Source organism: Micromonospora sp. IBHARD003 (assembly GCF_056106285.1).
Genome location: NZ_JBWBBX010000001.1, coordinates 7548437 through 7574269 on the forward strand (window position 1 = coordinate 7548437; position 25833 = coordinate 7574269).

21 protein-coding genes are annotated in these 25833 nt (G+C 71.5%); 10 read left to right on the forward strand and 11 right to left on the reverse strand.

Going from position 1 to position 25833, the window contains the following annotated elements:
* Positions 1–93: 93 nt before the first annotated feature.
* The 8 genes from ACTWOL_RS32945 to ACTWOL_RS32980 are packed head-to-tail and all read right to left on the reverse strand — an operon-like array spanning position 94 to position 7681.
* The gene (locus ACTWOL_RS32945) at positions 94–1275 is read right to left on the reverse strand and encodes a 4-hydroxybenzoate 3-monooxygenase (RefSeq protein ID WP_474300526.1); all 1182 of its coding nucleotides are present in this window, start codon (positions 1273–1275) and stop codon (positions 94–96) included.
* A complete protein-coding gene (gene pcaDC, locus ACTWOL_RS32950) occupies positions 1275–2399 on the reverse strand; it encodes a bifunctional 3-oxoadipate enol-lactonase/4-carboxymuconolactone decarboxylase PcaDC (protein WP_474300527.1) in 1125 nt (374 codons plus the stop codon). The genes ACTWOL_RS32945 and pcaDC overlap by 1 nt, the downstream gene beginning before the upstream one ends.
* Entirely contained in the window at positions 2396–3769 is a 1374-nt protein-coding gene (pcaB, locus tag ACTWOL_RS32955) for a 3-carboxy-cis,cis-muconate cycloisomerase (protein ID WP_474300528.1), read from the reverse strand. The genes pcaDC and pcaB overlap by 4 nt, the downstream gene beginning before the upstream one ends.
* Positions 3756–4295, reverse strand: a complete 540-nt coding sequence (gene pcaG, locus ACTWOL_RS32960) for a protocatechuate 3,4-dioxygenase subunit alpha (RefSeq protein ID WP_474300529.1) — start codon at positions 4293–4295, stop codon at positions 3756–3758. Before pcaG ends, pcaB begins: the two co-directional genes overlap by 14 nt.
* Complete coding sequence (gene pcaH, locus ACTWOL_RS32965; protein ID WP_474300530.1) at positions 4292–5065, reverse strand: protocatechuate 3,4-dioxygenase subunit beta; 774 nt, start codon at positions 5063–5065, stop codon at positions 4292–4294. Before pcaH ends, pcaG begins: the two co-directional genes overlap by 4 nt.
* An 11-nt stretch (positions 5066–5076) precedes the next feature.
* The gene (locus ACTWOL_RS32970; protein ID WP_474301305.1) at positions 5077–6255 is read right to left on the reverse strand and encodes a thiolase family protein; all 1179 of its coding nucleotides are present in this window, start codon (positions 6253–6255) and stop codon (positions 5077–5079) included.
* An 8-nt stretch (positions 6256–6263) separates the two neighbouring features.
* Entirely contained in the window at positions 6264–6914 is a 651-nt protein-coding gene (locus ACTWOL_RS32975; protein WP_474300531.1) for a CoA transferase subunit B, read from the reverse strand.
* The gene (locus ACTWOL_RS32980) at positions 6911–7681 is read right to left on the reverse strand and encodes a CoA transferase subunit A (protein WP_474300532.1); all 771 of its coding nucleotides are present in this window, start codon (positions 7679–7681) and stop codon (positions 6911–6913) included. Before ACTWOL_RS32980 ends, ACTWOL_RS32975 begins: the two co-directional genes overlap by 4 nt.
* A gap of 88 nt (positions 7682–7769) precedes the next feature.
* Here ACTWOL_RS32980 and ACTWOL_RS32985 point away from each other — a divergent pair, with 88 nt between their 5' ends.
* From ACTWOL_RS32985 to ACTWOL_RS32995, 3 genes are all read left to right on the forward strand, one after another.
* Entirely contained in the window at positions 7770–9470 is a 1701-nt protein-coding gene (locus ACTWOL_RS32985) for an IclR family transcriptional regulator domain-containing protein (protein ID WP_474300533.1), read from the forward strand.
* A 698-nt stretch (positions 9471–10168) separates the two neighbouring features.
* Entirely contained in the window at positions 10169–10603 is a 435-nt protein-coding gene (panD, locus tag ACTWOL_RS32990; RefSeq protein ID WP_474300534.1) for an aspartate 1-decarboxylase, read from the forward strand.
* Between the two features lie 93 nt (positions 10604–10696).
* Complete coding sequence (locus ACTWOL_RS32995; RefSeq protein ID WP_474300535.1) at positions 10697–11041, forward strand: GNAT family N-acetyltransferase; 345 nt, start codon at positions 10697–10699, stop codon at positions 11039–11041.
* 417 nt (positions 11042–11458) lie between these two features.
* On the opposite strand, the gene gndA is transcribed toward ACTWOL_RS32995, so the two are convergent.
* A complete protein-coding gene (gene gndA / locus ACTWOL_RS33000) occupies positions 11459–12901 on the reverse strand; it encodes an NADP-dependent phosphogluconate dehydrogenase (protein ID WP_474300536.1) in 1443 nt (480 codons plus the stop codon).
* A 311-nt stretch (positions 12902–13212) separates the two neighbouring features.
* Between gndA and ACTWOL_RS33005 the strand changes: the two genes are divergently transcribed.
* Positions 13213–14499, forward strand: a complete 1287-nt coding sequence (locus ACTWOL_RS33005) for a transglycosylase family protein (RefSeq protein ID WP_474300537.1) — start codon at positions 13213–13215, stop codon at positions 14497–14499.
* Here ACTWOL_RS33005 and ACTWOL_RS33010 read toward each other — a convergent pair.
* Positions 14380–15480, reverse strand: coding sequence for a DMT family transporter (locus tag ACTWOL_RS33010; RefSeq protein WP_474300538.1), 1101 nt, complete (start codon positions 15478–15480; stop codon positions 14380–14382). The genes ACTWOL_RS33005 and ACTWOL_RS33010 overlap by 120 nt on opposite strands.
* Positions 15481–15611: 131 nt before the next feature.
* On the opposite strand from ACTWOL_RS33010, the gene ACTWOL_RS33015 reads away from it, so the two are divergent.
* From ACTWOL_RS33015 to ACTWOL_RS33025, 3 genes are all read left to right on the forward strand, one after another.
* Positions 15612–16352 carry a (2Fe-2S)-binding protein gene (locus ACTWOL_RS33015; RefSeq protein ID WP_474300539.1) on the forward strand — a complete coding sequence of 247 codons (741 nt, stop codon included), beginning with the start codon at positions 15612–15614 and terminating at the stop codon, positions 16350–16352.
* 210 nt (positions 16353–16562) lie between these two features.
* Entirely contained in the window at positions 16563–18062 is a 1500-nt protein-coding gene (locus tag ACTWOL_RS33020) for an SDR family NAD(P)-dependent oxidoreductase (protein ID WP_474300540.1), read from the forward strand.
* A gap of 347 nt (positions 18063–18409) precedes the next feature.
* Entirely contained in the window at positions 18410–18565 is a 156-nt protein-coding gene (locus ACTWOL_RS33025) for a hypothetical protein (protein WP_474300541.1), read from the forward strand.
* An 88-nt stretch (positions 18566–18653) separates the two neighbouring features.
* Here the strand turns inward: ACTWOL_RS33025 and ACTWOL_RS33030 are convergent, their stop codons facing one another.
* Positions 18654–20087 carry a lipase maturation factor family protein gene (locus tag ACTWOL_RS33030; RefSeq protein ID WP_474300542.1) on the reverse strand — a complete coding sequence of 478 codons (1434 nt, stop codon included), beginning with the start codon at positions 20085–20087 and terminating at the stop codon, positions 18654–18656.
* 365 nt (positions 20088–20452) lie between these two features.
* Between ACTWOL_RS33030 and ACTWOL_RS33035 the strand changes: the two genes are divergently transcribed.
* The 3 genes from ACTWOL_RS33035 (at position 20453) to ACTWOL_RS33045 (ending at position 25734) form a co-directional block, all read left to right on the forward strand.
* Positions 20453–22030: a DUF6777 domain-containing protein gene (locus tag ACTWOL_RS33035; RefSeq protein ID WP_474300543.1), complete on the forward strand. Its 1578-nt coding sequence runs from the start codon at positions 20453–20455 to the stop codon at positions 22028–22030.
* A 122-nt stretch (positions 22031–22152) separates the two neighbouring features.
* Positions 22153–24240, forward strand: a complete 2088-nt coding sequence (locus ACTWOL_RS33040) for a SpoIIE family protein phosphatase (protein WP_474300544.1) — start codon at positions 22153–22155, stop codon at positions 24238–24240.
* Between the two features lie 102 nt (positions 24241–24342).
* A complete protein-coding gene (locus ACTWOL_RS33045; RefSeq protein ID WP_474300545.1) occupies positions 24343–25734 on the forward strand; it encodes a wax ester/triacylglycerol synthase family O-acyltransferase in 1392 nt (463 codons plus the stop codon).
* Positions 25735–25833: the final 99 nt, after the last annotated feature.

Here is a 25833-nt window from a genome sequence, read left to right on the forward strand (position 1 = left end):
CCGCTCCCGATGTTTGCGCGGACAGGTGCGCCGACATGGCTCGGCCCCGCAGCACAGTGGCACGCTGCGGGGTCGGGCGGTTCCTTCCGCGGATCAGCCGAGTGGCAAACCGGTGTAGTTCTCGGCGAGTTCCGCCGCGGCGTGCGGTGAGGTCGCCACACGTTCCAGCTGGGCGATCTGCAGCCGGGTCTCGAAAGCGGACTGATTCGGGTCCGTGTGCAAAGTGGTCGTCATGAAGTAGGAGAAGTGCTCGGCTCTCCACACCCTCTGCAGGCACGTGTCCGAGTAGGTGTCCAGAAGGTCGCCCGAGCCGGTGGTGCGCCACCGGGCCAGGGCGCGGGCCAGCACGATCACATCGGCGGCCGCCAGGTTGAGCCCCTTCGCCCCGGTCGGCGGCACGATGTGGGCGGCGTCTCCGGCCAGGAACACCCGGCCGTAGCGCATCGGCTCGGTCACGTGGCTGCGCATCGGAAGCACGGCTTTCGAGGTGATGGGGCCGCGTTCCAGCTTCCAGCCCGGACGGCTGTCGGTCGCGAACCTCGCGTCCAGCTCGTCCCAGATCCGCTGATCGGACCAGGCGGCAGTATCGGTGCCGTTGGGTACCTGGAGGTAGAGGCGGCTCACGGACGGGGAGCGCATGCTGGCGAGTGCGAAGCCGCGCTCGGAATGGGCGTAGATCAGCTCGTTGTAGACGGGCGGCGCTTCGGCGAGGACGCCGAGCCAGGAGTAGGGGTAGGTCCGCTCATAGGTGGTCCGCAGGGACGCGGGAACGGCATTGCGGGCCACACCGTGAAAGCCGTCGCACCCGACAACGTAGTCGCAGCTCAGGGTCTGCTGTCGGCCTTCGTGGATGAAGCGGACGACCGGCGTGACAGTGTCGGCCCCTTCGACGGACGTCACCTGGGCGTCGAACAGCAGCGGGCCGCCTTCCGCGAGCTGGAGGGCTATGAGGTCTTTCACCACCTCCGTCTGGGCGTACACGGTGACGTTTCGTCCGCCGGTGAGCGAGGGGAAGTCGATGCGGTGGGCACGGTTCGCGAACCGCATTTCGATCCCGTCGTGGGGCATGCCCTCGCGGTCCAGCCGCGCGCCGGCTCCGGCGTTGCGCAGTGCGTCGACCGTGGCCTGTTCGAGAATTCCGGCACGCTGTCTCTGCTCGACGTAGGTGCGGTCGCGCCGTTCCAGCACGACGCTGTCGATTCCTTCGTTGTGCAGCAGTCTGGCCAGCAGCAGCCCGGCCGGGCCGCCGCCGATGATGCCGACGGTGGTGTGCATCAGCATTCCCCTTCCTCGATTTCGTTCAGGATCCGGTCCGCCACGGCGAAGGCGGAGTTCGCGGCAGGCACCCCGCAGTAGACGGCGCACTGCAGGAGCACCTCGCCGATCTCCTGTGGGGTCAGCCCGTTCCGGACGGCAGCACGGATGTGCATGGCGAGCTCGTCCTCGTGCCGGCCTGCGACGAGCGCGGTGAGGGTGATGCAACTGCGTGTGCGCCGGTCCAGCAGGTCGCTGCTCCAGATCTCGCCCCAGGCATAGCGGGTGATGAAGTCCTGGAAGGGCGCGGTGAACGGAGTGGTCGCCGTGACGGCCCGGTCGACGTGGGCGTCGCCGAGTACGGCTCGCCGGACGGCCATGCCAGGTGGGGCGGGCGCGAAGTGGGCTTGGAGGGCACCGAGTACGGCCTGGGGCTGTTCTACGTTCGCCAGGTGCGCGGCGTGGGGTACTTCGATGAGCTGGGCGTTGCGGATTCCGTCCGCGAGCGCACGGGAATGGTGGGGCGGTGTCGCCCGGTCGTCGCGTCCGGCGATGACGAGTGTGGGCGCCGTGATTCCGGGCAGGTCGGCGCGGAGATCGGTGCTTGCGAGGAGGTCGCAGCAGCGTGCGTAGGCCTCCGCGTTGGCGAAACGCTGATCGGCGACGAGCGCGTCGTACCGGGTGAACGCGGGTGTGAACCAGCGTGCGGGTGCGTTCGCGGCAACCGAGTCGGTGCCGTTCTTGCGCACGGTCTCGGCGCGTTCTCGCCAGGGCCGGGGATCCCCGAAGCGGGCCGAGGAGCAGACGAGCGCCAGTGCGGTCACCCGACTGGGGTGGTGTGCGGCAAGCCACGTGCCGACGGCGCCGCCGAGGGAGATGCCTGCGTAGGCGAAGGTGTCGGCCCCGAGGCCGTCGGCAAGGTCGAGGACGAGCCGGCCCAGGGCTTCGATGCCGGACCCGGCGGGAAGCAGGCCGGCCGGGGAGCCGCCGTGGCCAGGGAGGTCCCAGCGCAGGACTCGCCACTGCCGGGCGAGGGCCGGGACCTGGGGGTCCCAGACGGACAGCGAGGTCCCCAGCGAGGGGCCGAGGACGAGCACGGGGGCGTCGGCCGGGCCGTCGATGCGGTGATGGAGTGCGGGGGTCATGGGACGTCCTGGGATTCAGGGGCGGGTGCGGACGGGAGCGCGTCGGTGCCCGCAGGACACGGGCCGCGCGTGAGGGCGCGGTCCACCAGGGCGGGCGCGGACCCCAGGTATCGGGCCGGGTCGGCGAGACGGGCAAGGGCCGTGGCGGGGAGCCGGGTCGTGAGCTCCGGGTCCTGGAAGAGGCTGGTGCCCTGCAGCGCGGCACGGCGTGCGGCTGCGGTCACCAGTCGGCGCGCCTCCGCGAGGCCCATCGTCGGTGCCAGCGCCGCCAGGACGTGTTCGGCGAGCACCAGTCCGCCGGTCAGTTCCAGGTTGGCTCGCATCCGGTCGGGGCGGACCACCAGGTCCGCGCAGAGGTCCGGTGCCACGTGTGCCGCGCCGCCGGCCAGCCTCAGAGCCTCCCGCAGGGGCAGCCATTCCGAGTGCCAGGCTCCCGGGGGACGTTCGTCTTCGGCGGTCAGCGAGGCGAGGAGGACCGAGGCCGGCGCGGGCATCTGGCGGGCGGCTGCCGCGATCAGAGTGGACCGTGCCGGGTTGCTCTTGTGGGGCATCGCCGAGGAGCCTCCGCCGGTGCCTTCCGCCAGCTCGCCGACCTCGGTGCGGGACAGCACCAGCACATCGGCGGCGATCTTGCCCAGTGCGCCCGTGCAGGACGCCAGTGCCGCGCCCAGATCGGCGATCGGAGTGCGCAGGACGTGCCACGGCAACTCGGGTTCGGCCAGGCCGAGCTCCCGCGCGAAGGCAGCCATGAGAGGCAGGCCCCGGTCGCCGAAGGCGGCCAGCGTCCCCGCGGCGCCCCCCAGCTGTGCGGGCAGGGTGCCACGGACACGCGCCAGACGGTCGTGTGCGTCCAGCACGAGTGAGCGCCAGCCCGCCGCCTTGAGTCCGAAGGTGGTGGGGACGGCGTGCTGGGTGAGGGTTCGCCCCGCCATGGGCGTGTGGCGGTGACGAGCGGCGAGCGTGCCCAGCACGTCGGCCGTCCGCCGAAGGTCGGCGACCGTCAGGTCCAGGGCCCGTGCCGCCACGAGCATCAGAGCACTGTCCATGATGTCCTGGCTGGTGGCGCCTTGGTGGACGAAGTCGGCGTGGTCGGGCTCGCGTTCGGCGACGGCCGCGGTGAGATCGGCGACCAGCGGGATCACCGGATTTCCTCCCGCCCGGGCCCGCAGGGCGAGGGAGCGTGCGTCGAACAGGCCCGGTGTGCGGACGACGGTGGTGACGGTCTGTCCGGCTTCGGGATGGTGGAGCCGCGCGATCGCCGCCTCGGCGTCCAACATCGCCTGCAGGACGGCCTGGTCGCCCGTGGCGGCCTCGACCGGGGTGCCTGCCCACAACGGGGCGAGAAGCCCGACGTCTTCAGTGGAATTCAAGGAACACCGTCTCCTTCTCCCCTTGCAGGTGGATGTCGAAGCGGTAGGTGTGCGCACCGTCGGGCGCGGCTACGAGGGTGGACCTGCGTGGCTCCGGCAACGCGTCGAGCAGCGGATCGGTCGCCGTCTCGCGGAGGTAGGCCCGTGTGAACAAGTGGTGTGTCAGCCCGCGTGCGAACACGCACACCGACAGGCACGGCGCATGCTCGGCCGGTGGGAGAGTATGCACGACCCAGCGCCCGTCGGCATCGGTCGCCACGCGGCCGAAACCCGTGAAGTCCACGCCGTTGCGGCCGGCGTACCCCCCGGTGACGGGGTCCCGGCGCAGCGAACCGGCGCGCCCTTGGCCCTGCCAGAATTCGAGGAGTGCGTCCGGAACCGGAATCCCGTTCCCGTCGTACACGTATCCGTGAAGGGTGACCGCGGCAGGGTGACCGGCGGGGGCCATGTCCCCGCCTCCTGGGAACGGGAGGGCATACCCGTAGAAGGGGCCGATGGTCTGCGAGGGTGTCGGGGCGAACGTCACCGTTCCTCCTCCGGGTCGGGGAGCGTGGCCGCCGGGCCGTCGAGGACGATGTCCCAGCGGTAGCCGAGGGACCATTCGGGGGTCGAGAGGTCGTGGTCGTACGCGGCGACGAGCCGGGCTCGTGCCGCCGGGTCGGTGACTGACTGAAGGATCGGGTCGTAGGGGAAGAGCGGATCGCCGGGGAAGTACATCTGTGTCACCAGACGCTGGGTGAAGGCCCTGCCGAAGACCGAGAAGTGGATGTGGGCGGGCCGCCAGGCGTTGACGTGGTTGCGCCATGGATAGGCGCCGGGTTTGACCGTGGTGAAGGAATAGGTGCCGTCGGCCTGTGTCAGGCAACGGCCGAAGCCGGTGAAATGGGGGTCCAGCGGTGCGGGATGTCGGTCGCGTTGATGTGCGTACCGTCCCGACGCATTGGCCTGCCAGATCTCGACGAGCTGTCCGCGAACGGGTCGTCCCGACCGGTCCAGGATCCGCCCGCTGACGGTGATGCGTTCGCCGAGCGGCTCACCCGCGTGGTGCCGGGTCAGATCCGCGTCGAGTTCGGTGACGTCGGTGACGCCGAATACCGGTCCGTGAAGTTCCACGGCCTCGGGGTCGCCTCCCACGAGGACGGGCGGTCGTTGCGGGTGACGCAGGACGCTGCTGCGGTAGGGGGCGAAGTCGCGGGCGGGGTGGTGCGGCGCCTGGGCGCCGTCGCTCACTGCTTGCGCAGCCGTCGCGTGTGCCGCGGTGATCTCTGCACTGATCTGCCGCTGGGTGGGAATCATGGGTCCTCCTGTCACCTTTCGAGGACGAGCGCCAGGCCCTGCCCGACACCGATGCACAGCGCCGCCAGGCCGGTTCCGGCTCCTGCGGCGGCGAGCTGATGGGCGACCGCGCCGGTGATCCGGGCACCGGATGCGCCCAGCGGATGGCCGACGGCGATGGCGCCGCCGCGCGGGTTGAGGACGGCCGCGTCGAGACCTGGCAGCTGATCGAGGCATGCGAGGGCCTGGGCTGCGAAGGCCTCGTTCAGCTCGACGGTGCGCAATTCACCCAGTTCACGGCCCGCCTTCAGGAGGGCGCGGTGGACGGCCTCGACGGGGCCTGCCCCGAAGTACTGCGGCGCGATGCCGGTGACGGCCGAGGCGCCGATGCGGGCGAGAGGTTCGCGGCCGGTGGCGCGCAGGCCGCTCTCGTCCACGAGAAGCAGTGCCGCGGCGCCGTCGCTGAGCGGCGAGGCGTTTCCTGCGGTGACGGTCCCGTTCGAGCGGAACACCGGCTTCAGTTTGGCCAGCGCCGCCGGCGAGGTGCTGTCGCGGATGCACTCGTCGCGGGTCAGGTCCACGCCGTCGACGGGGACGACCTCTTCGTCGTACAGGCCTTCGGCCCAGGCGCGGGCGGCGTTGCGGTGGCTGGCGAGGGCGAACGCGTCCTGTGCCCCGCGGTCGATTCCGTACCGCTCGGCGATGAGCTCCGCGCCTTCACCGAGGCTGACCGTCCACTCGTCGGGCATCCGCGGGTTGACCATGCGCCAGCCGAGGGTCGTCGAGTACATCTGCTGGTGGCCGACGGGGAACCCGTGCTCGGGCTTGGGGACCACCCAGGGGGATCGGCTCATCGACTCCACACCGCCCGCGACCGCGACCGACGCGTCGCCGACGGCGATGGCGCGGGCGGCTTGGACGACGGCCTCCATTCCGGAGCCGCAGAGCCGGTTCACCGTGGTGCCGGGCACGGTGACCGGCAGTCCGGCGAGCAGGACGGCCATCCGGGCCACGTCACGGTTGTCCTCGCCCGCGCCGTTGGCGTTACCGAAGAAGACGTCGTCGATACGGGCCGGATCGAGGTGCGGTGTGCGGGAGACGAGGGCGGCCAGTACCCCGGCGGCGAGATCGTCGGGCCGCACACCGGCCAGGACGCCGCCGTACCGGCCGATCGGCGTGCGGACGGCATCGACGATGTACACGTCACGCAGACGGCCGGTCATATCAGCTCCTTCGTGCCGGCGTCCCTGACGGGAGCCGCTGTGTTGTGGCGTATGGCGTCGTAGGTGACGCCGGGCGCCGTTTCGACGAGCACGAGCCCTTCGGCGGTCACGTCGAGGACGCCGAGGTTGGTGATGACCCGGTGCACGCACGCCCGGCCCGTCAGGGGAAGCGTGCACTTCTGGAGGATCTTCGGAGAGCCGTCCCTGGTGGTGTGATCCGTCAGGACGATCACCCTGCGGGCGCCGTGGACGAGGTCCATCGCGCCTCCCATACCCTTGATCATTTTTCCGGGTACGGACCAGTTGGCGAGGTCTCCACCTGCGGATACCTGCATGGCACCGAGGACGGCGGTGTCGATGTGGCCGCCTCGGATCATGCCGAAGGACAGGGCGGAATCGAAGAACGCGGCTCCGGGCCGGGTGGTGACGGTCTCCTTTCCGGCGTTGATCAGGTCCGGGTCCACCTCGTCGTCGTGCGGGTACGGACCGACGCCGAGGATCCCGTTCTCCGAGTGCAGGACGACATCCACGCCGGCCGGGAGGAAGTTCGGTACGAGGGTGGGCAGTCCGATGCCGAGATTCACATACGATCCGTCGGTGAGTTCGGCGGCCGCGCGGGCAGCCATTTCGTCGCGTGTCCAGCTCATCGGTGCGCTGCCGCCTTCCGTACGGTCCTCTTCTCGATGCCCTTGGCGGCCGCCTGGTCGGGGGTGAGCGGAAGCACCCTCTGGACGAACACCCCCGGGACATGGATGGCGTCCGGGTCCAGCTCGCCCGGCTCGACCAGCTCCTCCACCTCGGCGATCGTGACCCGCCCGGCCATCGCCGCGAGAGGGTTGAAGTTGCGGGCGGCCTTGCTGAAGACCAGGTTCCCGTGGCGGTCGCCCTTCGCCGCCCGCACGAGGGCGAAGTCGGAGGTGATGGCGTGTTCGAGGATGTGGTCGCACCCTCCGAAGGTCCTCAGCTCCTTTGCGGGGGACGGTACGGCGACCGTCCCGTCGGAGGCATACCGCCAGGGCAGTCCCCCCTCGGCGACCTGGGTGCCGACACCGGCCGGGGTGTAGAACGCGGGTATACCGCAGCCGCCGGCGCGAAGTCGCTCCGCGAGCGTGCCCTGGGGAACGAGTTCCACCTCCAGCTCGCCCTGGAGGTATTGGCGGGCGAACTCCTTGTTCACGCCGATGTACGAGCCGGTGACGCGGACGATGCGGCCTGCGGCGAGCAGGATGCCGAGGCCGCCGCCGTCGACGCCGCAGTTGTTGGAAACGATGTCGAGACCGACGGCACCCTGGGCGTACACCGCTTCGATCAGGACGGTCGGCACACCGCTGATGCCGAATCCGCCGACTGCGAGCGACGCGTGATCAGTGATTCCGGCGACCGCCTCTGCGGCGGAGCGTTTGATCTTGTCCATGGAGGCTCTCGCCGCCCCTTCCGGTTGTTCGCCAGATGAACTACAGTTCATTTTTGACTCGCCGAGAGTGTGCGTGCACCCGGCACGCATGTCAACGCCCCTGGAGCACCGAATGCCGGCCGCCCTTCCCGCCGACGACCCGACCACGGCACCGCCGGAGGTCGTGGGACCGCTGATGCGCGGCATCGCCGTACTGCGGGAAATCAGCGACGCGGGTGGCCGGATGCCGCTGAGCGACGTCGCCCGCACCACACAGCTCGCCCGCTCCACCGTCGACCGGGTCGCCGCGACCCTCGCACGCATGGGCTATCTACGGCTCGACGAACATCAGGCGACACTCGCGCCCCGCCTGATGGAACTGGGCAACGCGTACCTGGCCGCTCTCCACGTCCCGGGGCCGCTGCACGCGCTCTGCGAAAACCTGGCCGAGGAACTCGACGAGTCGGTGTCCCTCGCCGTCCCCGACCGGGACGGCATCCGCTTCGTCCACCAGACCACCCGGCGCCGGGCACTGTCCCTGACCTTCCGCATCGGCGACCTGCTCCCGGCCGAGCGCACGGCGCCCGGCCCTCTGCTCGCCGCGACGAGTTGGACGGAGGAGGACTGGTCCGCGTGGCACCGGCGCCGGGCCGCAGACCCGCAGGGCCGGGCGTTCCCCGACGTACCCCCGCGCTCCGCAGCGGACCATGACAGGGATGTCGCCGACTTCGCGGAACGGGCGGCCCGCTCCGCGAAGGACGGCTACGCTCTGGACGACCAGCGCATCGAGCCCGGGCTGATCGCGCTCGCCGTCCCGGTGCGCGACGCCCGGGGGCAAGTCGTCTGCGCGCTCAGCATCGTCAGCCATACCAGTAGGCACAGCGCCGACTCGCTGCGGAGGGCCGTACTGCCCCGGGCACGGAAGACCGTGGCCGCAATGGAACGCACCTTGCTGCGATCCGGGCCGTCAGCCGCGGAACGGGGCAAGGAGCTCGCGGGCTGGACCGCTGCCTCGAAGCAGGAGCTCGGCGCGGAGTTCGTGGAATCCCTGGCCCGCGGGCTGACCGTGATCACGGCTTTCGGCGAGGGAAGGGCGCAGCTCCCGCTCAGCAGGATCGCCGAGGCCACCGGACTCACCAGGGCTACCGCGCGCCGCGCCCTGATCACCCTGGAGCACCTCGGCTACGTCGCTTCACGCGACCGGCTCTTCCACCTCACTCCGCGCGTGCTCTCACTCGGGTATCCGCTCCTGTCGCGTACGGCACTCCCCGAGATCGCGCTACCGCACATGGCGCAGCTGGCCCGGACCGTCCACGATTCCACGTCCCTGGCCGTCCTCGACGGCGACGACGTCCGCTACACCGCCCGCGTCGCCATCGAACGCATCATGGACGTCAACATCACCATCGGCACCCGCTTCCCTGCGTACGCCGCCTCCATGGGGCGCGTACTCCTGGCGGGGCTTCCCGAGGGCGAACGCACGGCGTATCTGGCCCGTACCGGCCTCAGCCCCTTCACTTCCCGCACCGTCACAGAACCCGATTCGCTCCGCGCGCTCCTCCTCGGTGTCCGGCACGACGGCTACGCCATGGTCGACGAGGAACTGGAGGAGGGCCTTCGCTCGATCGCCGTGCCTATCCACGACAGCTCAGGACGCACGGTCGCCGCCCTCAACGTCGCGATGCACAGCAGCCGCCGCACGGCGGTCGACTGCATCGCGGAGGTCCTCCCGGAACTCCGCGCCACCGCGGCCGGCATCGAAGCCGATCTGCACATCGCGGCTCGCTTCGTCCGGATCCCGGAGGCCTGACGCAAGGCGGGGGAGCACACAACGCCGACGGGCGTGCCGCGCCGCCACCAGCAGTCTTGGTCCTGGGGCGAGGGCGTCCCGACCGTTTCACCCCGGCTGACCCGTTCTGTCCGGACAGGCTCCGGTCCGACGCACGGGTCGTGCGCAGAGCCGCACTCGGCGGGTGCGGCTCTGCGGGCTGTCGTCTCAGTTGATGGCGATGCCGTCGATGTAGCCGCGGTAGCTGCCGGAGCCCGGGTTCTTCTGGTCGTAGCCGACGAGGATCCGGCTGATCTGCTTGCCCGCGTTCTGGTCGAGGCTGACCGCGACGTGGTTCCAGGTGTCGAGAGTGAGGGGCCGTGCACTGTTCGGCGGGGCTGGCCCGATCGGCTGGACGGGGCGGCTCAGTTCAGGCGGCGATGCCAGGTGTAGAGATGCCGCCGCCGAGGCCGGCTGCCGTGGCGCCCTCCGCGGAGATAACCCGGCCGGTGTCTACCGCTCTGGGCACGCCTCGACTGGTCGTCGTGGCGGCGGGGAGTCAAAGGGCACGGAAGAGCCCGCACCGTGCTGACGGTGCGTCGGAAGAGTCGGCAATCGGTCAGCATGAGTCCTGAAAGACCCGGGGACAGCTGACCGAACATGCGAATCGTTGTAGGCTCCGGAGACCGCCCTTGACCTGCGTGAAGCGGGCAGGGAGCAGACATTTCGGGAGTTATTTCATGCTTCGTACCATGTTCAAGTCCAAGATCCACAGGGCCACCGTCACCCACGCCGATCTGCACTACGTCGGCTCCGTGACGATCGACGCGGACCTCATGGAGGCCGCTGATCTGCTCCCGGGCGAGCTTGTGCACATCGTCGACATCGACAACGGCGCCCGTCTCGAGACCTATGTGATCGAGGGCGAGCGGGGATCCGGTGTCATCGGTGTCAACGGTGCCGCCGCGCACCTCGTACACCCCGGTGACCTGGTGATTCTCATCAGCTACGCCCAGGTCGACGATGCGGAGGCCCGGACGCTGGTGCCCCGGGTCGTCCATGTCGACGCCGGCAACCGCATCGTCGAGCTCGGCGCCGACCCCTCCCGGCCGGTCCCCGGCAGCGACACCCTGAGCAGCCCGCACTCCGTCGCGTCGGCCGCCGTCCGGGGCTGAAAGCCGCGGTCCGGTACCGGACCGCCGTTCGTGACCGTGTCACGGTGCGGCATCGCACCGTGACACGGTGGGTGCCAACACGAGGAGAGGGCGATGGCTGGACGCGAGAGCCGGGACGACCGGGACAAGGGCCGACTGGAGGCATTCGAGGACGGCGAGTTCGCCGGGCACATCGCCTACTTCACGATGCGGGGCGAGCCGTCGGCACTCGTCCCGGTACACACCGTCGTGAGTCCCGAGCACGAGGGCAAGGGCGTGGCCGGCTCGCTGGTACGCGACATCTACGCGATGGCCGGCCGTGAGGCCGTGCCGGTCGTACCCCTGTGCCCCTACGCCGCCTCCTGGGCCGAACGCCACCCCGGCGAGGCGCCCGTGCCCCCGGCCGGGCTGGTGGACGAGGCCGTACGGCAGCTCAAGGAGGACCACCCCGAGCTGTGAGGGACGCGGGCCCCGCTGTGGTCGCCCCGGTCTTCCCGAGGCCGCGGTTCACCGCGGGACCAGGGTGCGTCGACTGCCGCGCGACCGGGGGTAGGCCGATGAGTGGACCCGCCGCGCGTGGGCACCCGCAACGGTGGAACCTGGAGCCGTAGGGCCCCACAGACCCGGGAGCCAGCGATGACCCACCCGAATCCGCACCCCGACCCCGTGCCCCCGACGCCGCCCCCGCCACCTACGCCGCCCGCACCGCCTGGCCCTGACCCGGCACCCGGCCCCGTGCCCCCGCCACAGCCGCCCCCCGGTCCGGCGCCCGACCCGATCCCCAAGCCGCCGGGACCCGACCCGGTGCCCGAGCCTGAGCCGTCGCCCGGCCCGATGCAGTGACCGGGCCGGGCGCCCGAGCCCGGGTCCGACAGCTCAGCTGGTGCGTTCCTCCGAGCGGTCGCCGCCCCACAGGGTGTGGAACGACCCGTCGCGGTCGGTACGCCGATAGGTGTGGGCGCCGAAGAAGTCGCGCTGCCCCTGGGTCAGCGCCGCGGGAAGCCGCGGCGCGCGCAGCGCGTCGTAGTACGCCAGCGAAGCGGAGAAGCCGGGGGTCGGTACGCCCTGCTGCGCCGCCGTGGACACCACCGCACGCCAGTCGTCCTGCGCCGCACCGATCTCCTGGGCGAACTGCTTGTCGGAGAGCAGGCTGGGCAGGTCGTGCTGCGCGTCGTAGGCGGCGCGGATCCGGTCGAGGAAGGCCGCCCGGATGATGCACCCCGCGCGCCAGAGGGACGCCACGGCACCCAGGTCGATGTTCCAGTCGTACTGGTCGCTGCCGGCCTGGATCTGGTGGAAGCCCTGGGTGTACGAGACGATCTTCGAGGCGTACAGGGCCTGCTCGACCTGGTCGGCGAAGCGCGCCGCGTCCTGCTCGCCGAGCGCCTGCGGAACCGGCCCCGGGAGGTGCTGGGAGGCCTCGCGCAGATCGGCGTGCCCGGACACCGAGCGGGCGAAGACGGCCTCGGCGATGCCCGAGACCGGAACGCCGAGGTCGAGCGCGATCTGCACGGTCCAGCGCCCGGTGCCCTTCTGCTCTGCCCGGTCCGCCACGATGTCGACGAACGGCTTGCCCGTCGCGGCGTCCGTGTGCGCCAGCACCTCGGCGGTGATCTCGATCAGATAGGAGTCGAGCCGCCCGGTGTTCCACCCGCGGAACGTCTCGGCGATCTTCGCGGGGGAGTACCCCGCGACCTCGCGCAGCAGGTGGTACGCCTCGGCGATCAGCTGCATGTCCGCGTACTCGATGCCGTTGTGCACCATCTTCACGAAGTGGCCCGCGCCGTCGGGGCCCACGTGCGTGACGCAGGGCGTGCCGTCCTTGGCCTTCGCCGCGATCTTCTCCAGCAGCGGGCCGAGCGAGGTGTACGACTCCGGCGATCCGCCCGGCATGATGCTCGGGCCGTGCAGGGCGCCCTCCTCGCCTCCCGAGATGCCCACGCCCACGAAGTGGATTCCGCGCTCGCGCAGTTCGCGCTCACGCCGGCGCGTGTCGGCGAAGTGCGCGTTACCGCCGTCGATGATGACGTCACCCGGCTCGAGGAGCGGGGCGAACTCCTCGATCACCGCGTCCGTCGGCTCACCCGCCTTGACCATGATGACCAGTCGGCGCGGACGCTCCAGCGCGGCGACGAACTCCTCGGCACTCTCCGCCGGAACGAAGGAACCCTCGTGGCCGAACGCCTCGACCAGCTCGCGCGTCCTGCTCGCGGTCCGGTTGTGCAGGGCGACCGTGAGGCCGTTGCGCGCGAAGTTGCGGGCGAGATTGCGGCCCATCACCGCGAGCCCGGTGACGCCGATCTGGGCGGTACCACTCATACGTGTGCTCCTGGATTCTGAAAGTGCGTCGAGTCCATCGGTCCCCGGGACCCTACCGCCGGCCCTTCGGGCCGCCGGTCCGTGCCACCGGCGGTCGGGGGCTGCCGGCAGTGACCCTCCCCCTGGCCAGTATGGATACGGGTCCCGGCGGCGGGGCGTTCATGGTGGCCCAAGTCGCTCGGGCGGCGCAGGAGTCCCGCGACCGACCCCCGGGACGGACACGTGTGCGACATGGCGCCCGTCCGCGCCCCTTGTCACACGCTGTTGGCACCCCATAGCTTTGCGGCTGCCGAGGCGTTCAAGGGGGGACCATGGCCTTACGCGGACGACACCGCCGCCACCAGCCGAGCCGTATCAACCGGGCATCTCTGACCGTCACCGCGAGCGGTGCGGGAATCGCGCTGCCGCTGATCGGCGCGGGCACGGCGGCCGCCGCGTCCGTGGACGTCTGGGACAAGGTCGCGGCCTGTGAGTCCACCAACAACTGGCAGATCAACACCGGCAATGGCTATTACGGCGGGCTGCAGTTCACCCAGTCGACCTGGGAGGCCTACGGGGGCCGGGCCTACGCCCCGCGCGCCGATCTCGCCTCCAAGGAGCATCAGATCGCGATCGCCGAGAAGGTGCTCGAAGGACAGGGACCGGGCGCCTGGCCGGCCTGTTCGTCACGCGCAGGGCTCGCCCGCGGGGGCGGCGACCCCGCCGTCACACCCGAGCACCGGCGCACGACCAAGACGACCAAGGCCGAACCGGCCCGCGCCTCACGGCAGCAGGCCACCCCGACCACCGTCCCCGGGCAACGGGAGATGTACACGGTGGCGCGTGGCGACTCGCTCTCCGTCATCGCGCAGTCCCACCAGGTCAAGGGCGGCTGGCAGGCGCTCTACGAAGCCAACCGCTCCGTCGTCGGCGACGACCCCGACCTGATCATCCCGGGCCAGCGGCTGCGGATGCAGATCACCGCATCGCGTCCCGCACCCGCGCACCCCGACAGCGGCGCCACACGGAGCCGGTCCCCCAAGGACTCCCGGCCGCAGTCCCGGTCGACCACGACACAGCCCAGGCCCGCCGCCAAGCCGGCGCCCCAGAAGCACCAGGAGCGGCAGCGCCCGCAGCCCGAGCGGCGCACACAGCCGGCCGAGCGCGCCGAGCGCCAGACCGCTCAGCGCCAGACCGCTCAGCGCCGGACCGCTCAGGGGCACGTCAGCGCACCCGTCGCCGCAGGACCCGGCACGCCCTACCGCAAGGCCGGTGCGTGGGCGAGCGGCTACCACACGGGCGTGGACTTCCCGGTGCCCACGGGCACCCCGGTGAACGCCGTCGTCTCCGGTCGCGTGGTGTCCGCAGGCTGGGCGGGCGCGTACGGCTACGAGATCGTCATCCGGCACTCCGACGGCAAGTACAGCCAGTACGCGCACCTGTCGGCGCTGAACGTGCGCGTCGGCCAGCAGGTCAACGGCGGGCAGCGGATCGCCCGTTCAGGATCCACCGGCAACAGCACCGGACCCCATCTCCACTTCGAGGTGCGCACGGGGCCGGGGTACGGCTCCGATGTCGATCCGCTGGCCTACCTCAGGGCGCACGGCATCACCGTCTGAAGCGGCGCTCCCGCCGGTCCCCGTGCCGCCGTCCGGCGCGGGGACACCGAGCGTCACCTCGTGCGCTTGGTCCTCCCGTGTCCGTTCCCGCTCCACCCGCGGCCGATCCTCCTGTGTCCCTTCCACCCGCGGCCGGTCGCCCACCGCGACGTTCCGCCGCCGCGCCGTGAGCAGCACCAGGCCCGTACCGGCGAGCGCCGCGCACACCAGCGCCAGAACGGCGCCCGTCATACCGAAGCGGAAGCGTTCACCGAAGAACATCAGTCCTGCCGTCGCGGCGACGACCGGATTGACCACGGTCACCGTCGCCAGCGGTGCGGCAAGGCCGGCGCCGCGGTAGGACTCCTGGGACAGCAACAGCCCCGTCGCGGCAAGCGCCGCCGTCACCAGCAGTCCCGGGACCAGCCCGGTCACACTTCCACCGGGCGGGTCCGCGAGACCGGCAGCAGTGATCTTGGTGAACACCGACCCGGCACCGAAGGCGACCCCCGCGCCCCCGGCCAGCACCACGCCCCGCAGCACGGGACGCCGCGCCCGTCGTCCCGCGAGGAACAGCAGCGCGACCGCCCCGAAGGCCGCCGCGGCCGCGGCGAGGCGCGCCTCGGCGTCCGGTGTGCCGTTGCCCGCCGGGTCGGTGAGGGCCAGCAGCCCCGCGAGGCCCGCCGTGGCCAGGAGTGCGCCCCGCCAGGCGCCCGGCGAGGCCTCGCGACGCCCGCAGGCCGCGGCGAGGGGCAGGGCGAAGACGATGGTCAGTGCCCCGAGCGGTTGCACCAGGCTCAGCGGTCCGCAGGCCAGCGCACCCACGTGGAGCAGTGCCCCCAGGCCGTTCAGCCCGACGGCAGCCCGCCACGGACCGCTGCGCAGCAGCTCGGAAGGTCCGCCGGGCCCCTCGGCGGCCACGCGCTCCTGGACGATCGCGGCGGCCGCATAGGCGACGGCCGAGACCAGCGACAGCAGCACGGACAGCACAAGGAAGCTCATGGTCAACACGATCTCCCGCGCCGGCCGTGACGTCGTCGTTCTGAAGCAGGCAATGGACCGTACCGCCGACGTAGTACGCAACCGGCGCCGTACAGCCCCGGTTGTGGTCCCCGCGACGGAGGGTCACCGGCGTGTGCTTCGATGAGCCGCCGGTACGCGACCGATCGGGGCAGCGGGTGAATCTGGACGAGGTGGCCTCCGTGGGAGGGTTCTTCGCGTTGCGCAGCGGTGCCCCCGGCGGCGGGCACACCGCGCTCTCCGGCGTCTACGCGGGTGACCTGACCGTGGTCGGCAACCGCGTCGACCGCGTCGCGGCCCGGCTGCGTACCCGGGAGCGCCGGGTCGCCGCCTCCGTCGCGCATCTCGGGCTCGCCGCCCGGCTCTGGTCCACGGCCCTTGGACCGGCGGTGCTCTGCGGCGAGTTCCCTGACCCGGCGGCCGGGACTCTTCACTGGGACCCGGAGCTGATGGCTCCTGACGACCTCTGCTGGTCCGGTTCGGCCACCCTGCCGGGCACTGTGCGCGCCCTGTCCGACGCCGTCGTGGACGGGCACCTCGTCCCGCTGGCGGAAGCGTTCCGGCGAGATACGCGCATCTCGCCCGGGCTGCTGAGGGGCAACGCCGGATCGGCGCTCGCCGGAGCGCTGCGCGAACTCGACCGCTGGGCGCGGGCCCACGGCCGTCCGGAGCCGGGCCGGCGCGCGGCCGGACTCGTCGCCGGGCTGCTGGAGCATCCGGAACTGTCCGGCACGGTCCGCGGGCCGGCGCTGCGCAGGACCACGTGCTGCCTCTACTACCGCCGCCCCGGCGGGCTGTGCGGGGACTGCGTCTTCGATCGCCCGCCGGGGCGCGAGCCGTCGCAGGCCCGGTGACCCGAGCCGTCGCCGGCCCCTTGCCGGCCGACGACCGGGCCGTCGGGGAGATCCAGTGCCCCTCCGGCCGGGCCGCCCGCGCCGCGGCGCTCTTGAATGCGCCCCCGCCGTCCGCCCCGTGACCTGGTTTGGCGTCCGTACGCCCGTCTGACGTAAAGTTCCGCTTTTGGAGTCCACGCGCGGCACACAGGGAACGGAACGACAGCGGCGATGACGGTGACACAGGACGGCCCCGGCCAGGAGCACGGGCCGGTCCAGGAGTACGGGCCGGGCATCGCCCCGGAGCGCCTGGCCGTCTGTCTGAGCGTTCTCGAAGAGCTCGACGGGCTGGAGGTCGACCACCCCGACGCGATCACGGTCCGCAGGGCCACGGCCGGCGTCTACCGGACCGTGAAGCAGCGCCGCCGCCAGGAGCGCCGCGCCGCCAAGACCGCCCACGACCGGTCTGTCACCGAGGCCACCGCCACCGGCTCCGCCGAGCGCATCGACGACGAGACGCAGGGTCTGCTGCCCTCCTCCTCCGTGATGGGGGAGATCGCGGGCATCCTCCAGCGCCCCCGGTCCTGCTACATCTGCAAGACCCGGTACACCGAGGTCGACGCCTTCTACCACCAGCTGTGCCAGAAGTGCGCGGCCGAGAACCGGGCGCGGCGCGACGCCTGCACGGATCTCAGCGGCCGGCGGGCGCTGCTCACCGGCGGTCGTGCCAAGATCGGCATGTACATCGCGCTGCGACTGCTGCGCGACGGCGCCCACACCACCATCACGACGCGCTTCCCCAGCGACGCCATCCGCCGCTTCAAGGCGATGCCGGACAGCGACGAGTGGATACACCGCCTCAAGGTCGTCGGCATCGATCTGCGGGATCCCGCGCAGGTCGTCGCCCTCGCCGACTCGGTGGCCGCCGAGGGTCCGCTGGACATCCTGATCAACAACGCGGCGCAGACCGTACGCCGCTCCCCGCAGGCGTACAGCGAGCTGGTCGCCGCCGAGGGCGCCCCGCTGCCCGCGGGTGAGCTGCCCGCCTCCGAGGTGATCGGCACCTTCGGAAGCGGCACCGTCGACCGGGTCGCGGCACTGCCCGCCGCCCGCACCGAGCTGTCGGGCGAGGCGCTCACCGCGCAGGACGTCACCGAGCTGGCGCTGGTGTCCGGTTCGGCCTCGCTCGCCCGGATCGAGGCGGGCACCGCCATCGACGCCGGCGGCCTGGTCCCCGACCTTCACGACACCAACAGCTGGATCCAGACCGTCTCAGAGGTCGATCCGGTGGAGCTGCTCGAGGTGCAGCTGTGCAACTCCACCGCGCCGTTCATCCTCATCAGCCGGCTCAGGCCGGCCATGGCCGCATCCCCGGCGAAGCGCAAGTACGTGGTGAACGTCTCGGCCATGGAGGGCGTCTTCAGCCGCGGCTACAAGGGCGCGGGGCATCCGCACACCAACATGGCCAAGGCGGCGCTGAACATGCTGACCCGCACCAGTGCCCAGGAGATGTTCCAGTCCGACGGCATCCTCATGACCGCCGTCGACACCGGCTGGATCACCGACGAGCGCCCGCACCCCGACAAGATCCGCCTCGCCGCCGAGGGCTTCCACGCCCCGCTGGACCTGGTCGACGGCGCGGCGAGGGTCTACGACCCGATCGTGCGCGGCGAGAGCGGCGAGGACCTCTTCGGCTGCTTCCTCAAGGACTACGCTCCCGCCAATTGGTAACGATTGGGTGAACGGCACGGCCCGCGCGGGCCGTAACCCGTTCGGCCGTCACCCCCGGGCGCCTTGGGCTGTCCGGGGGTTTCCTATACCCGATGGGCCGTCATCTCCGTACGTTTTTCTGTACAGAACCCTCGATGTGACGCGCCCCATCGAGCGTAGGGGCGCTCATTTGGTTAAGCTGGAGCGCACGGACGGCCAACAAGGGCCCACGAAACCCCTCGGCCGCCCTGGGACAGGCCCGCAACCATGGCCGCGATCCCGCCAGAGAACGGCGCCACCGCGACCGATTTGCCCCCTAGTCCCCCTGTTGCGCGACACACGAGGAGTGCGCGGTGACAACTGAAGTGATGAAGCAGGACAAGCGGCCGGCCGAACGAGGCGAGCGGGTCGGACGGCGCGACGAAATCGGCAGCCTGGAAGTCTGGGCGCGGTCCGCGCCGATCCGGCTCGCCGGATACGAAGAGGATCTCGAAGAGCCGCACATTCTGCCCGGTGTCGACTGATATCGCCCGAGCCGTTGCCTGATCCGTACCCCCGGGACGACGCCCGTCTTCGGGGGTACGGGCTTTTTGCCCTCTTTCGTGCCGCTGTTCAGATGCGTTCGGCGGAAAGATCGGTCGTGCTCAGCCTCGTCGGCGGCAGGAAGTCGCGCAGATACCGCCGCTCCCAGCAGGCTCCCGTCGCTCTCAGCCGGCGCCAGCTCGTGAACTCGTAGTGGTAGAGCCTGGCGCGGACGAAGTGCGGTGGGGCATCGGGGAACGGATTGCGGCGCAGCAGCTTCAAGGTGTCCCGGTCATGGTCGAGGAGACGCTCGACGAAGGCACCGAACCAGGGGCGGGCATACGCGGGGGAGAGCGCCGCGAACCACATCAGCCAGTCGAGGCGCAGGTGGTACGGGGCGAACTGGCGGGGCCATCTCCTGACGTCGCCCGGTTTGCCGTGGAACTCGTACTCCCGCCACACCGTGCCGGGACGCAGCGCCCGCTCGTCCGTGCCCTCCACCACGACCTCGAAGCGGACCCGCCCCACCGTGCCGAAGGCCCCGTACGTATTGACCAGGTGCAGCGGGTCGAACGAACGGTTCATGGTCTGGCGCCGGGAGAGCAGATTGCGCACCGGCCGGTAGCTGAGGGCCAGCACCAGCACCGTCACGGCGATGACGAGGACCTCGTACCACAGCGGCGGGGCCGGAAGCGGATGCGGCCCGGTGACCAGGGAGCCGTCGACGGCGGACAGGGCGAGGGCGATGGTCAGCCAGTTCAGCCAGGAGAAGTTGCCCGACAGGACCAGCCACAGCTGGGTCAGCGCGATCATGCCGGCCGCCACGCTCGCGATCGGCTGCGGGGTGAACAGCAGAATCGGCACAAGGAGTTGGGTGACATGGTTGGCCGCCGCCTCCGCGCGGTGGACCGGCCCCGGCAGATGGTGGAAGAACCAGCTCAGCGGCCCCGGCATCGGCTGGGTCTCGTGGTGGAAGTACAGACAGGTCAGCCGGCGCCAGCACTCGTCCCCGCGGATCTTGATGAGCCCCGCGCCGAACTCCACACGGAACAGCAGCCAGCGCAGCAGCCACAGCACCAGTACCGGCGGAGCGGCGCGCTCGTTCCCGAGGAATACCGCCAGAAAGCCCGTCTCGAGCAGCAATGACTCCCAGCCGAAGGCGTACCAGGTCTGCCCCACGTTGACGATGGACAGATACAGGGCCCACAGCACCCCCCACCACAGCATCGCGGTCCACAGCGGCAGCCGGTCGGCCGCCCCGCCCACGAGCGCGGCGGACAGTACCGCCCCCGCCCAGGCGCAGCAGGCGAAGAACCGGTCCGAGTAGTGCAGTTGGAAGATGCCCGGCGCACGGCGCATCGGCACCCGGCGGAGGTAATCGGGCACCGGGAGCATCCCCCGCTCCCCGATCAGGGCACGGAACTGCAGGGCGGCGCCCAGGAAGCCGACGAGGTACACGGCGGCCAGCGCCCGCTGGAAGACCAGCCTGCTGAGCCAGTAGTCGGGTGCCGTGAACCACTCCATCGCGGACCTCCGGTGATTCCAGTATCGGCCCGCGCACGTGATCCGCTCCGCCGATAGCGACCCCGGCGGGTGTGAGGAGCGGTCGTCACCCGGACGGGCCAGCCGGCGCCGGAGGACACACAGCGTCATCGCCACCGGAACGGACGCGTCGGGCGTGCGGGGCCCGTGAGTCAGCCGTTCGGCGCTGTCCGCCCCGGAATCACGGCAGGTCAGCGGGACCGGGGTGGAGCCGTCGGGCGGCGGTGTGCGGGTCCGCAGGGCCCGCCCGGGTCGCGCACCGGGCCGGGATACGGCAAGACAAGGAGTGATCACTCCGAATCGCACTTCACTCAGGGCGCTTCACCACAGGCGGGAGATGGCGGGTCATGTTCGTGTGTTCACCGACGCATCGCCGGTACGCCAGGCTCGCCGCGCAGTCGGCGGTCCTGTCGGCGGCACTGCTGGTCACAGGCTGCAGCAGACTGACGGGTTCCGGTCAGGCCGGGACCGAGTCACGGCAGCAGGTCCATCTGCAACCTGCCTCCGTGCAGGGGCCCGATCCGTTCACCCCCTCGACGGCCACCCTGGCGGGTACGGCGGGGTCGCTCCCCTCGGCGCATGCCGCCGCCTCGCCTTCGCCCACGTCCTCCCCGTTCGCGTCGGTGCGTACGGTGCTGGGCTCCACACCCGGTCTGTACGGCGGCACGCGCTCGATCGCCAGCTGTGATGTCGAGCAGCAGATCCGTTTTCTGACCGCGGACGGGAACAAGGGCCGTGCCTTCGCCCACGGCGCGGGGATCAGCCAGGAGGACCTCCCGGAGTTCCTGCGCGGCCTCACGCCCGTGGTGCTGCGCGCGGACGTCCGGGTCACCGGCCACGGCTACCGCGCCGGTGCGGCGCAGCGCTTCCAGGCCGTGCTCCAGCGCGGCACCGCGGTCCTGGTCGACGAACACGGCTCACCCAGGGTGCGGTGCGCATCGGGCAGCCCCCTGGCGTCCCCGGTGATCGAGGCCGGTGCGACGGAGGAGCAGGGCAGGGCATGGCCGGACTACAGCCGTGACCGCGTGGTGGTGATCACCCGCTCCGCGGATGTGATCAAGACCCTCGTCATCGCCGACATGGCCGGCAACTCCTGGCTGGCGCGGACGAGCGGCACCGACGGCGAGGCGGACCGCAAGCCTGAGGTGATGCCGCCGTACGGCCCCGGCATCCATGTCACCGAGGTGCCGAACGTCCGGCCGGGGCAGGACACCTCGAGCCCGAAGCCGATCCTCCCGGACGCGAGCGCCAGCGCCGCCGCGAAGCCGAAGGGGACGCCGGACGGGCCCGGATCCGGCTCGGGGGCCGGGACCCGTAAGCGGCAGGACGTTCCCCAGGGGGTCCCGGTACCCGACGCCCCTCTCGGCAGTGATCCGGGAGCCGCGCAGGACGTGCCGATGCCCGACGCAGGGATGGACCCCGGCAGCGGTGACCAGGGTGGTGTGCTGCCGGACGGAGGAACGGTCCAGCCGCCGTTCGACAGCGACTCCGGGGTGCTCTTCGGCCCCGCAGCCGGTCCGGGCGCCGGTTCGGGCACCGGTCCGGGCGGGGTGTCGTCCGGCTCGGACCCGGCCGGTCAGGCCACCGGTGGGGCGAACGGCACGCACAACGCGGGTCCGGGCGCAGTGAACGGCTCGCAGCGTGGGGGCGCCGCGCAGGGCAGGAACGACGCCGGGCAGGATTCCGGGCAGGGAGCCACCGGGCAGGGAGCCACCGGGCAGGGATCCACCGGACAGGGAGCCACCGGGCAGAGCGGCTCCGCCAAGGGCGGTGCCAACGGCTCGGGCCGCGCCGGCGTGGGCGGCGCCCTGCCGGGCGCGGGAGCGATGGTCCCCGGTGGTGTGGGCAAGCCGGCTCCGGGTGCCTCGGGTGCGGGCGGTGCCGCCGGCACACCCGGCGGCGGTGGCGGTCCCGTGGCGGGCTGAGCGGCGGGGCACGTGTTCGGTTCGGTCCCCATCGGCTCACGGGGTGCGTTGGGGATCTTGTGAGGGCCCGCGTGCCCCTTCCGCCGCTCGAAAAATCGGACAAATGATGGCAGAGTGTCACCATGGTTGATCGGGCAGCGGGTGCCGTGTCGCTTCCCGACGAGTGGCCGGCACACCCGGATCTGAGCCTGTCTCTCAACCACATGGGCAGCTTCGACTGGGATCTCGACAGCGGGCTGCTGCACCTGGACCAGTCGGCGCTCGACGTGTTCGATGTGACGGCGGAAGAGTACGACGGGCGCCCCCAGTCACTGGCTCTCCGCGTCCCGCCCAGCGAGGCGACGCGACTGGACGGGCTGGTGACCCAGGCGCTGAAGAGCGGCAGCAGCAGCTACGGCGCGTACTTCCGGATCCGCTGCCGCGACGGGAGTCTGCGCTGGACGCACACCCAGGGTGCGGTCAGACGTGATGCCGATGGCCGCCCGCACCGCATCATCGGCATCGTCCGTGACGCCACCCAGGAACTCGCCGACTCCTCCGCCCGGATCGAGCTCGACGCGGAACGCCGTCGGCAGACCAGCGTCGTCGAGAGCACCACGGCCGCGCTGGCCCATGCCAGGACCGTCAGGGACGTCATCGACGTGCTGAAGGACTCGCACGGCCTCGAGCGCCTCGGTGCCGCCAGCATGGTGATGGGGCTGCTGGAGGCGGGCAGGATCCATCTCGTCGCGGAAGGCCCCGAAGGGTCGTTCGTGCCCGGTACGCGCTACACCCGCGTCGACGAGCAGTACCCCATGAGCGAGGTCATCCGCACCCTCGCGCCCCGCTTCATCGAGAGCAAGGAGGACTTCGCCGAGTCCTACCCCAGGCTGTGGCCGCACCTGCGGGGCCTCGGCATCACCTCCGCCGCGTACATGCCGCTCATCGCCCAGGCGCGCCCCATCGGAGCGCTCGGACTGCTCTACAGCGACAAGACCGGTTTCACGTCCGAGGAGCGCAATCTGCTGGTGGCGCTCGGCAGCAGCATCGCCCAGAGCCTCCAGCGGGCCGTGCTCTTCGAGCAGGAGCACGATCTCGCCGAGGGGCTGCAGCAGGCGATGCTGCCACGGCGCATCCCGTCCGTGCCGGGGGCCCAGATCGCGGTCCGCTACCGCTCCGCCCGGCTCGGCCGTGACATCGGAGGGGACTGGTACGACGTCATTCCGCTGCCCGGCGGCCGTGTCGGGGCGGTCATCGGCGATGTCCAGGGCCATGACACCCATGCCGCGGCCGTGATGGGGCAGCTGCGCATCGTGCTGCGGGCCTACGCGGCCGAGGGACACACCCCGGCGACCGTCATGGCCCGCGCATCCGTGTTCCTCCACGAGCTCGACACCGAGCGCTTCGCCACGTGCATCTACGCGGAGGCCGACCCGACCACGGGGGTGGTGCAGGTGGTGCGGGCCGGGCACATGGACCCGCTGCGGCTCAACGCCGAAGGCGGAAGCCGCCGGGTGCCCGTGAGCGGGGGCATGCCGCTCGGCCTCTCCGCCGAGTTCGGCCGCCTCGAATACCCCGTGGCGACCATCGAACTGGATCCCGGAGAGACCCTGCTGCTCTACACCGACGGGCTGGTGGAGCGGCCCGGCACCGATCTCGACGACGGCCTGCGAGCGCTCGCCCAGCTGATCCGCAGCGGCCCGCGCAACCTCCAACTGCTCGCCGACCGGCTGTGCGAGGAAGCCGACGAGCGCGCCGGTGAGGACGACGTGGCGCTGCTGCTGCTGCGCCGCCACGCTGCCCAAGCCGCGCATGCCGGAGGTCGCCTGCAGCAGCACGTCGCCCAGAACGACCCGGAGGCGCTGTCCTCGGCCCGCCATATGATCCGGGCCGCGGTGCTGGCCTGGGGTGCGGGGGACCGGTCCGACGAGATCGAGCTCGCGGCCGACGAGCTGATCACCAACGCCCTGATGCACACCGACGGCGGAGCGATCGTCACCGCCCGGGTGCTGCCCGGACTGGAGCAACGGCTGAGGGTCGAGGTGGAGGATCCGTCCAGCGCACTGCCGCGGCGCCGCGACGCGGGGGAGTCCGGGGTCTCGGGCCGGGGGCTGATGCTGGTGGACCGGCTGGCGGACGTCTGGGGTGTGGAGTCGCGCGGCACCGGCAAATGTGTGTGGTGCGAGTTTCTCGTCGCGAGCCCTGTCGCCACCGACCGGGCGGCCACCTGACCACTACCGAATGGTAACCACATGTAACACGGCTGTACTTGACCGTAACCGATCGTAAGCGATTGACTTCCTATGTTCGGCCTTCTAGGACATGAGGACCCTTTGAGTACTGAGCTACTGGCACCTCTGGATCTGGCCTTCTGGCATCTCGAAACGGCCGACCACCCCATGCACCTCGGCGCGCTCGCGTGCTTCTCCCAGCCCGCGTCGGGCGAACGTGGCAGCGTGGAGATCCTGGAACTGCTGGCAACCCGCGCCGCCGCCGTCCCCCGGCTGAGGATGCGGGTGCGGGATGTCCTGCTGCCCGTCGGCGGCGCGGCCTGGGCCGTGGACAAGGACTTCGACGTACGGCGTCATCTGCACCATGTGCGGCTCCCCGCGGGGGACTTCGCCACCTCTGCCGCCGGGATCGCCGGAGAGCTGATGGAGCGCCCCCTGGAACGGGGGCTGCCGCCCTGGGAGATGTACCTCCTCACGGGCGGACCGGGCGACCCGTTCGCCGTACTCGTCAAACTCCACCACGCCCTCGCCGACGGGATGCGGGCGGTCGCCATCGGCGCCGGGATCTTCGACGAGGTCGTCGACGCCCGCACCGCCCGTTCCGGCCGCGGTGTGCTCGGCCGGATGAACCCCGCACGGGGCAGCCGCCCCGTCCCGCCCCGCTCCTGGCTGCCCGGACCCTGGCAGATGGCGGGGATGGCGCGCGGACGGATCGAGGACCTCGGCAGGGCCGTCGGAGTCGGCGCCTCGCTCGTCGGCGCCTCCCTCGCCCGGGCCGGCCGGCTCGACCCGCGCGGCGCCGCCCCGCTCAGTGCCTTCTCCAGCGGAACCCGCCGGCTCGCCACCGCCGTCCTGAGCCTGGACGACGTGTACGAAGTACGCAGGACCGCCGGCGGCACCGCCAACGACATCCTGCTCGCCACCGTCACCGGGGCACTGCGCCGCTGGATCGTCGCGCGCGGCGACGCGCTGCCGCTCACCGATCCACGGGCCCTCGTGCCCGTGTCCAGGCGGCGCCCCGGCAGTGCGCCCGGCACGGGCAACAAGCTCTCGGCCTATCTGCTGGGACTGCCCGTCTCCGAGCCCGACCCCTGGACGCGCCTGTACCAGGTCCGTACCGGCATGGACCGCAACAAGGCCGCCGGTCCCCTGCGAGGCGCCGGCGCGGTCGCGGTACTCGCCGACCAACTGCCCGCGCTGGCACACCGCTTCGGCGCGCCGATCGCCGGGAACGCCGCCCGGATGCTCTTCGACGTGCTGGTGACGAGCGTGCCGCTGCCACGCTCCGCGCTCTCGCTCGGCGGCTGCCCACTGCAGGAGCTGTACCCCATGGCCCCGCTCGCCCGAGGCCAGTCGCTGGCCGTCGCGATGTCCACGTACGGCGGAAAGGTGCACATCGGCCTGGTCGCCGACGGCAAGGCGCTCCCGGACGTGGACGTGCTGGCACGCGGCATGGAGGAGGAGCTCGCCGAGCTGCTGTCGCTGGTCCGCTGACCCGTCACCGGCGAGCGGCCGGGCCGTCATCGGAGCCCGGGCCCCGGGTCGGCACCGGCTGTGCCGCTGCCGGGCTCCCCTGCACGCACCTGGGCGATG

Excerpts from the sequence above, each read along its gene's own strand:
- ACTWOL_RS32945 (WP_474300526.1), bottom strand. The coding sequence starts at position 1,275 with ATGCACACCACCGTCGGCATCATCGGCGGCGGCCCGGCCGGGCTGCTG.
- pcaDC (WP_474300527.1), bottom strand. The coding sequence starts at position 2,399 with ATGACCCCCGCACTCCATCACCGCATCGACGGCCCGGCCGACGCCCCC.
- pcaH (WP_474300530.1), bottom strand. The coding sequence starts at position 5,065 with ATGATTCCCACCCAGCGGCAGATCAGTGCAGAGATCACCGCGGCACAC.
- ACTWOL_RS32975 (WP_474300531.1), bottom strand. The coding sequence starts at position 6,914 with ATGAGCTGGACACGCGACGAAATGGCTGCCCGCGCGGCCGCCGAACTC.
- ACTWOL_RS32980 (WP_474300532.1), bottom strand. The coding sequence starts at position 7,681 with ATGGACAAGATCAAACGCTCCGCCGCAGAGGCGGTCGCCGGAATCACT.
- ACTWOL_RS32985 (WP_474300533.1), top strand. The coding sequence starts at position 7,770 with ATGTCAACGCCCCTGGAGCACCGAATGCCGGCCGCCCTTCCCGCCGAC.
- panD (WP_474300534.1), top strand. The coding sequence starts at position 10,169 with ATGCTTCGTACCATGTTCAAGTCCAAGATCCACAGGGCCACCGTCACC.
- ACTWOL_RS32995 (WP_474300535.1), top strand. The coding sequence starts at position 10,697 with ATGGCTGGACGCGAGAGCCGGGACGACCGGGACAAGGGCCGACTGGAG.
- gndA (WP_474300536.1), bottom strand. The coding sequence starts at position 12,901 with ATGAGTGGTACCGCCCAGATCGGCGTCACCGGGCTCGCGGTGATGGGC.
- ACTWOL_RS33005 (WP_474300537.1), top strand. The coding sequence starts at position 13,213 with ATGGCCTTACGCGGACGACACCGCCGCCACCAGCCGAGCCGTATCAAC.
- ACTWOL_RS33010 (WP_474300538.1), bottom strand. The coding sequence starts at position 15,480 with ATGAGCTTCCTTGTGCTGTCCGTGCTGCTGTCGCTGGTCTCGGCCGTC.
- ACTWOL_RS33020 (WP_474300540.1), top strand. The coding sequence starts at position 16,563 with ATGACGGTGACACAGGACGGCCCCGGCCAGGAGCACGGGCCGGTCCAG.
- ACTWOL_RS33025 (WP_474300541.1), top strand. The coding sequence starts at position 18,410 with ATGAAGCAGGACAAGCGGCCGGCCGAACGAGGCGAGCGGGTCGGACGG.
- ACTWOL_RS33030 (WP_474300542.1), bottom strand. The coding sequence starts at position 20,087 with ATGGAGTGGTTCACGGCACCCGACTACTGGCTCAGCAGGCTGGTCTTC.
- ACTWOL_RS33035 (WP_474300543.1), top strand. The coding sequence starts at position 20,453 with ATGTTCGTGTGTTCACCGACGCATCGCCGGTACGCCAGGCTCGCCGCG.
- ACTWOL_RS33040 (WP_474300544.1), top strand. The coding sequence starts at position 22,153 with ATGGTTGATCGGGCAGCGGGTGCCGTGTCGCTTCCCGACGAGTGGCCG.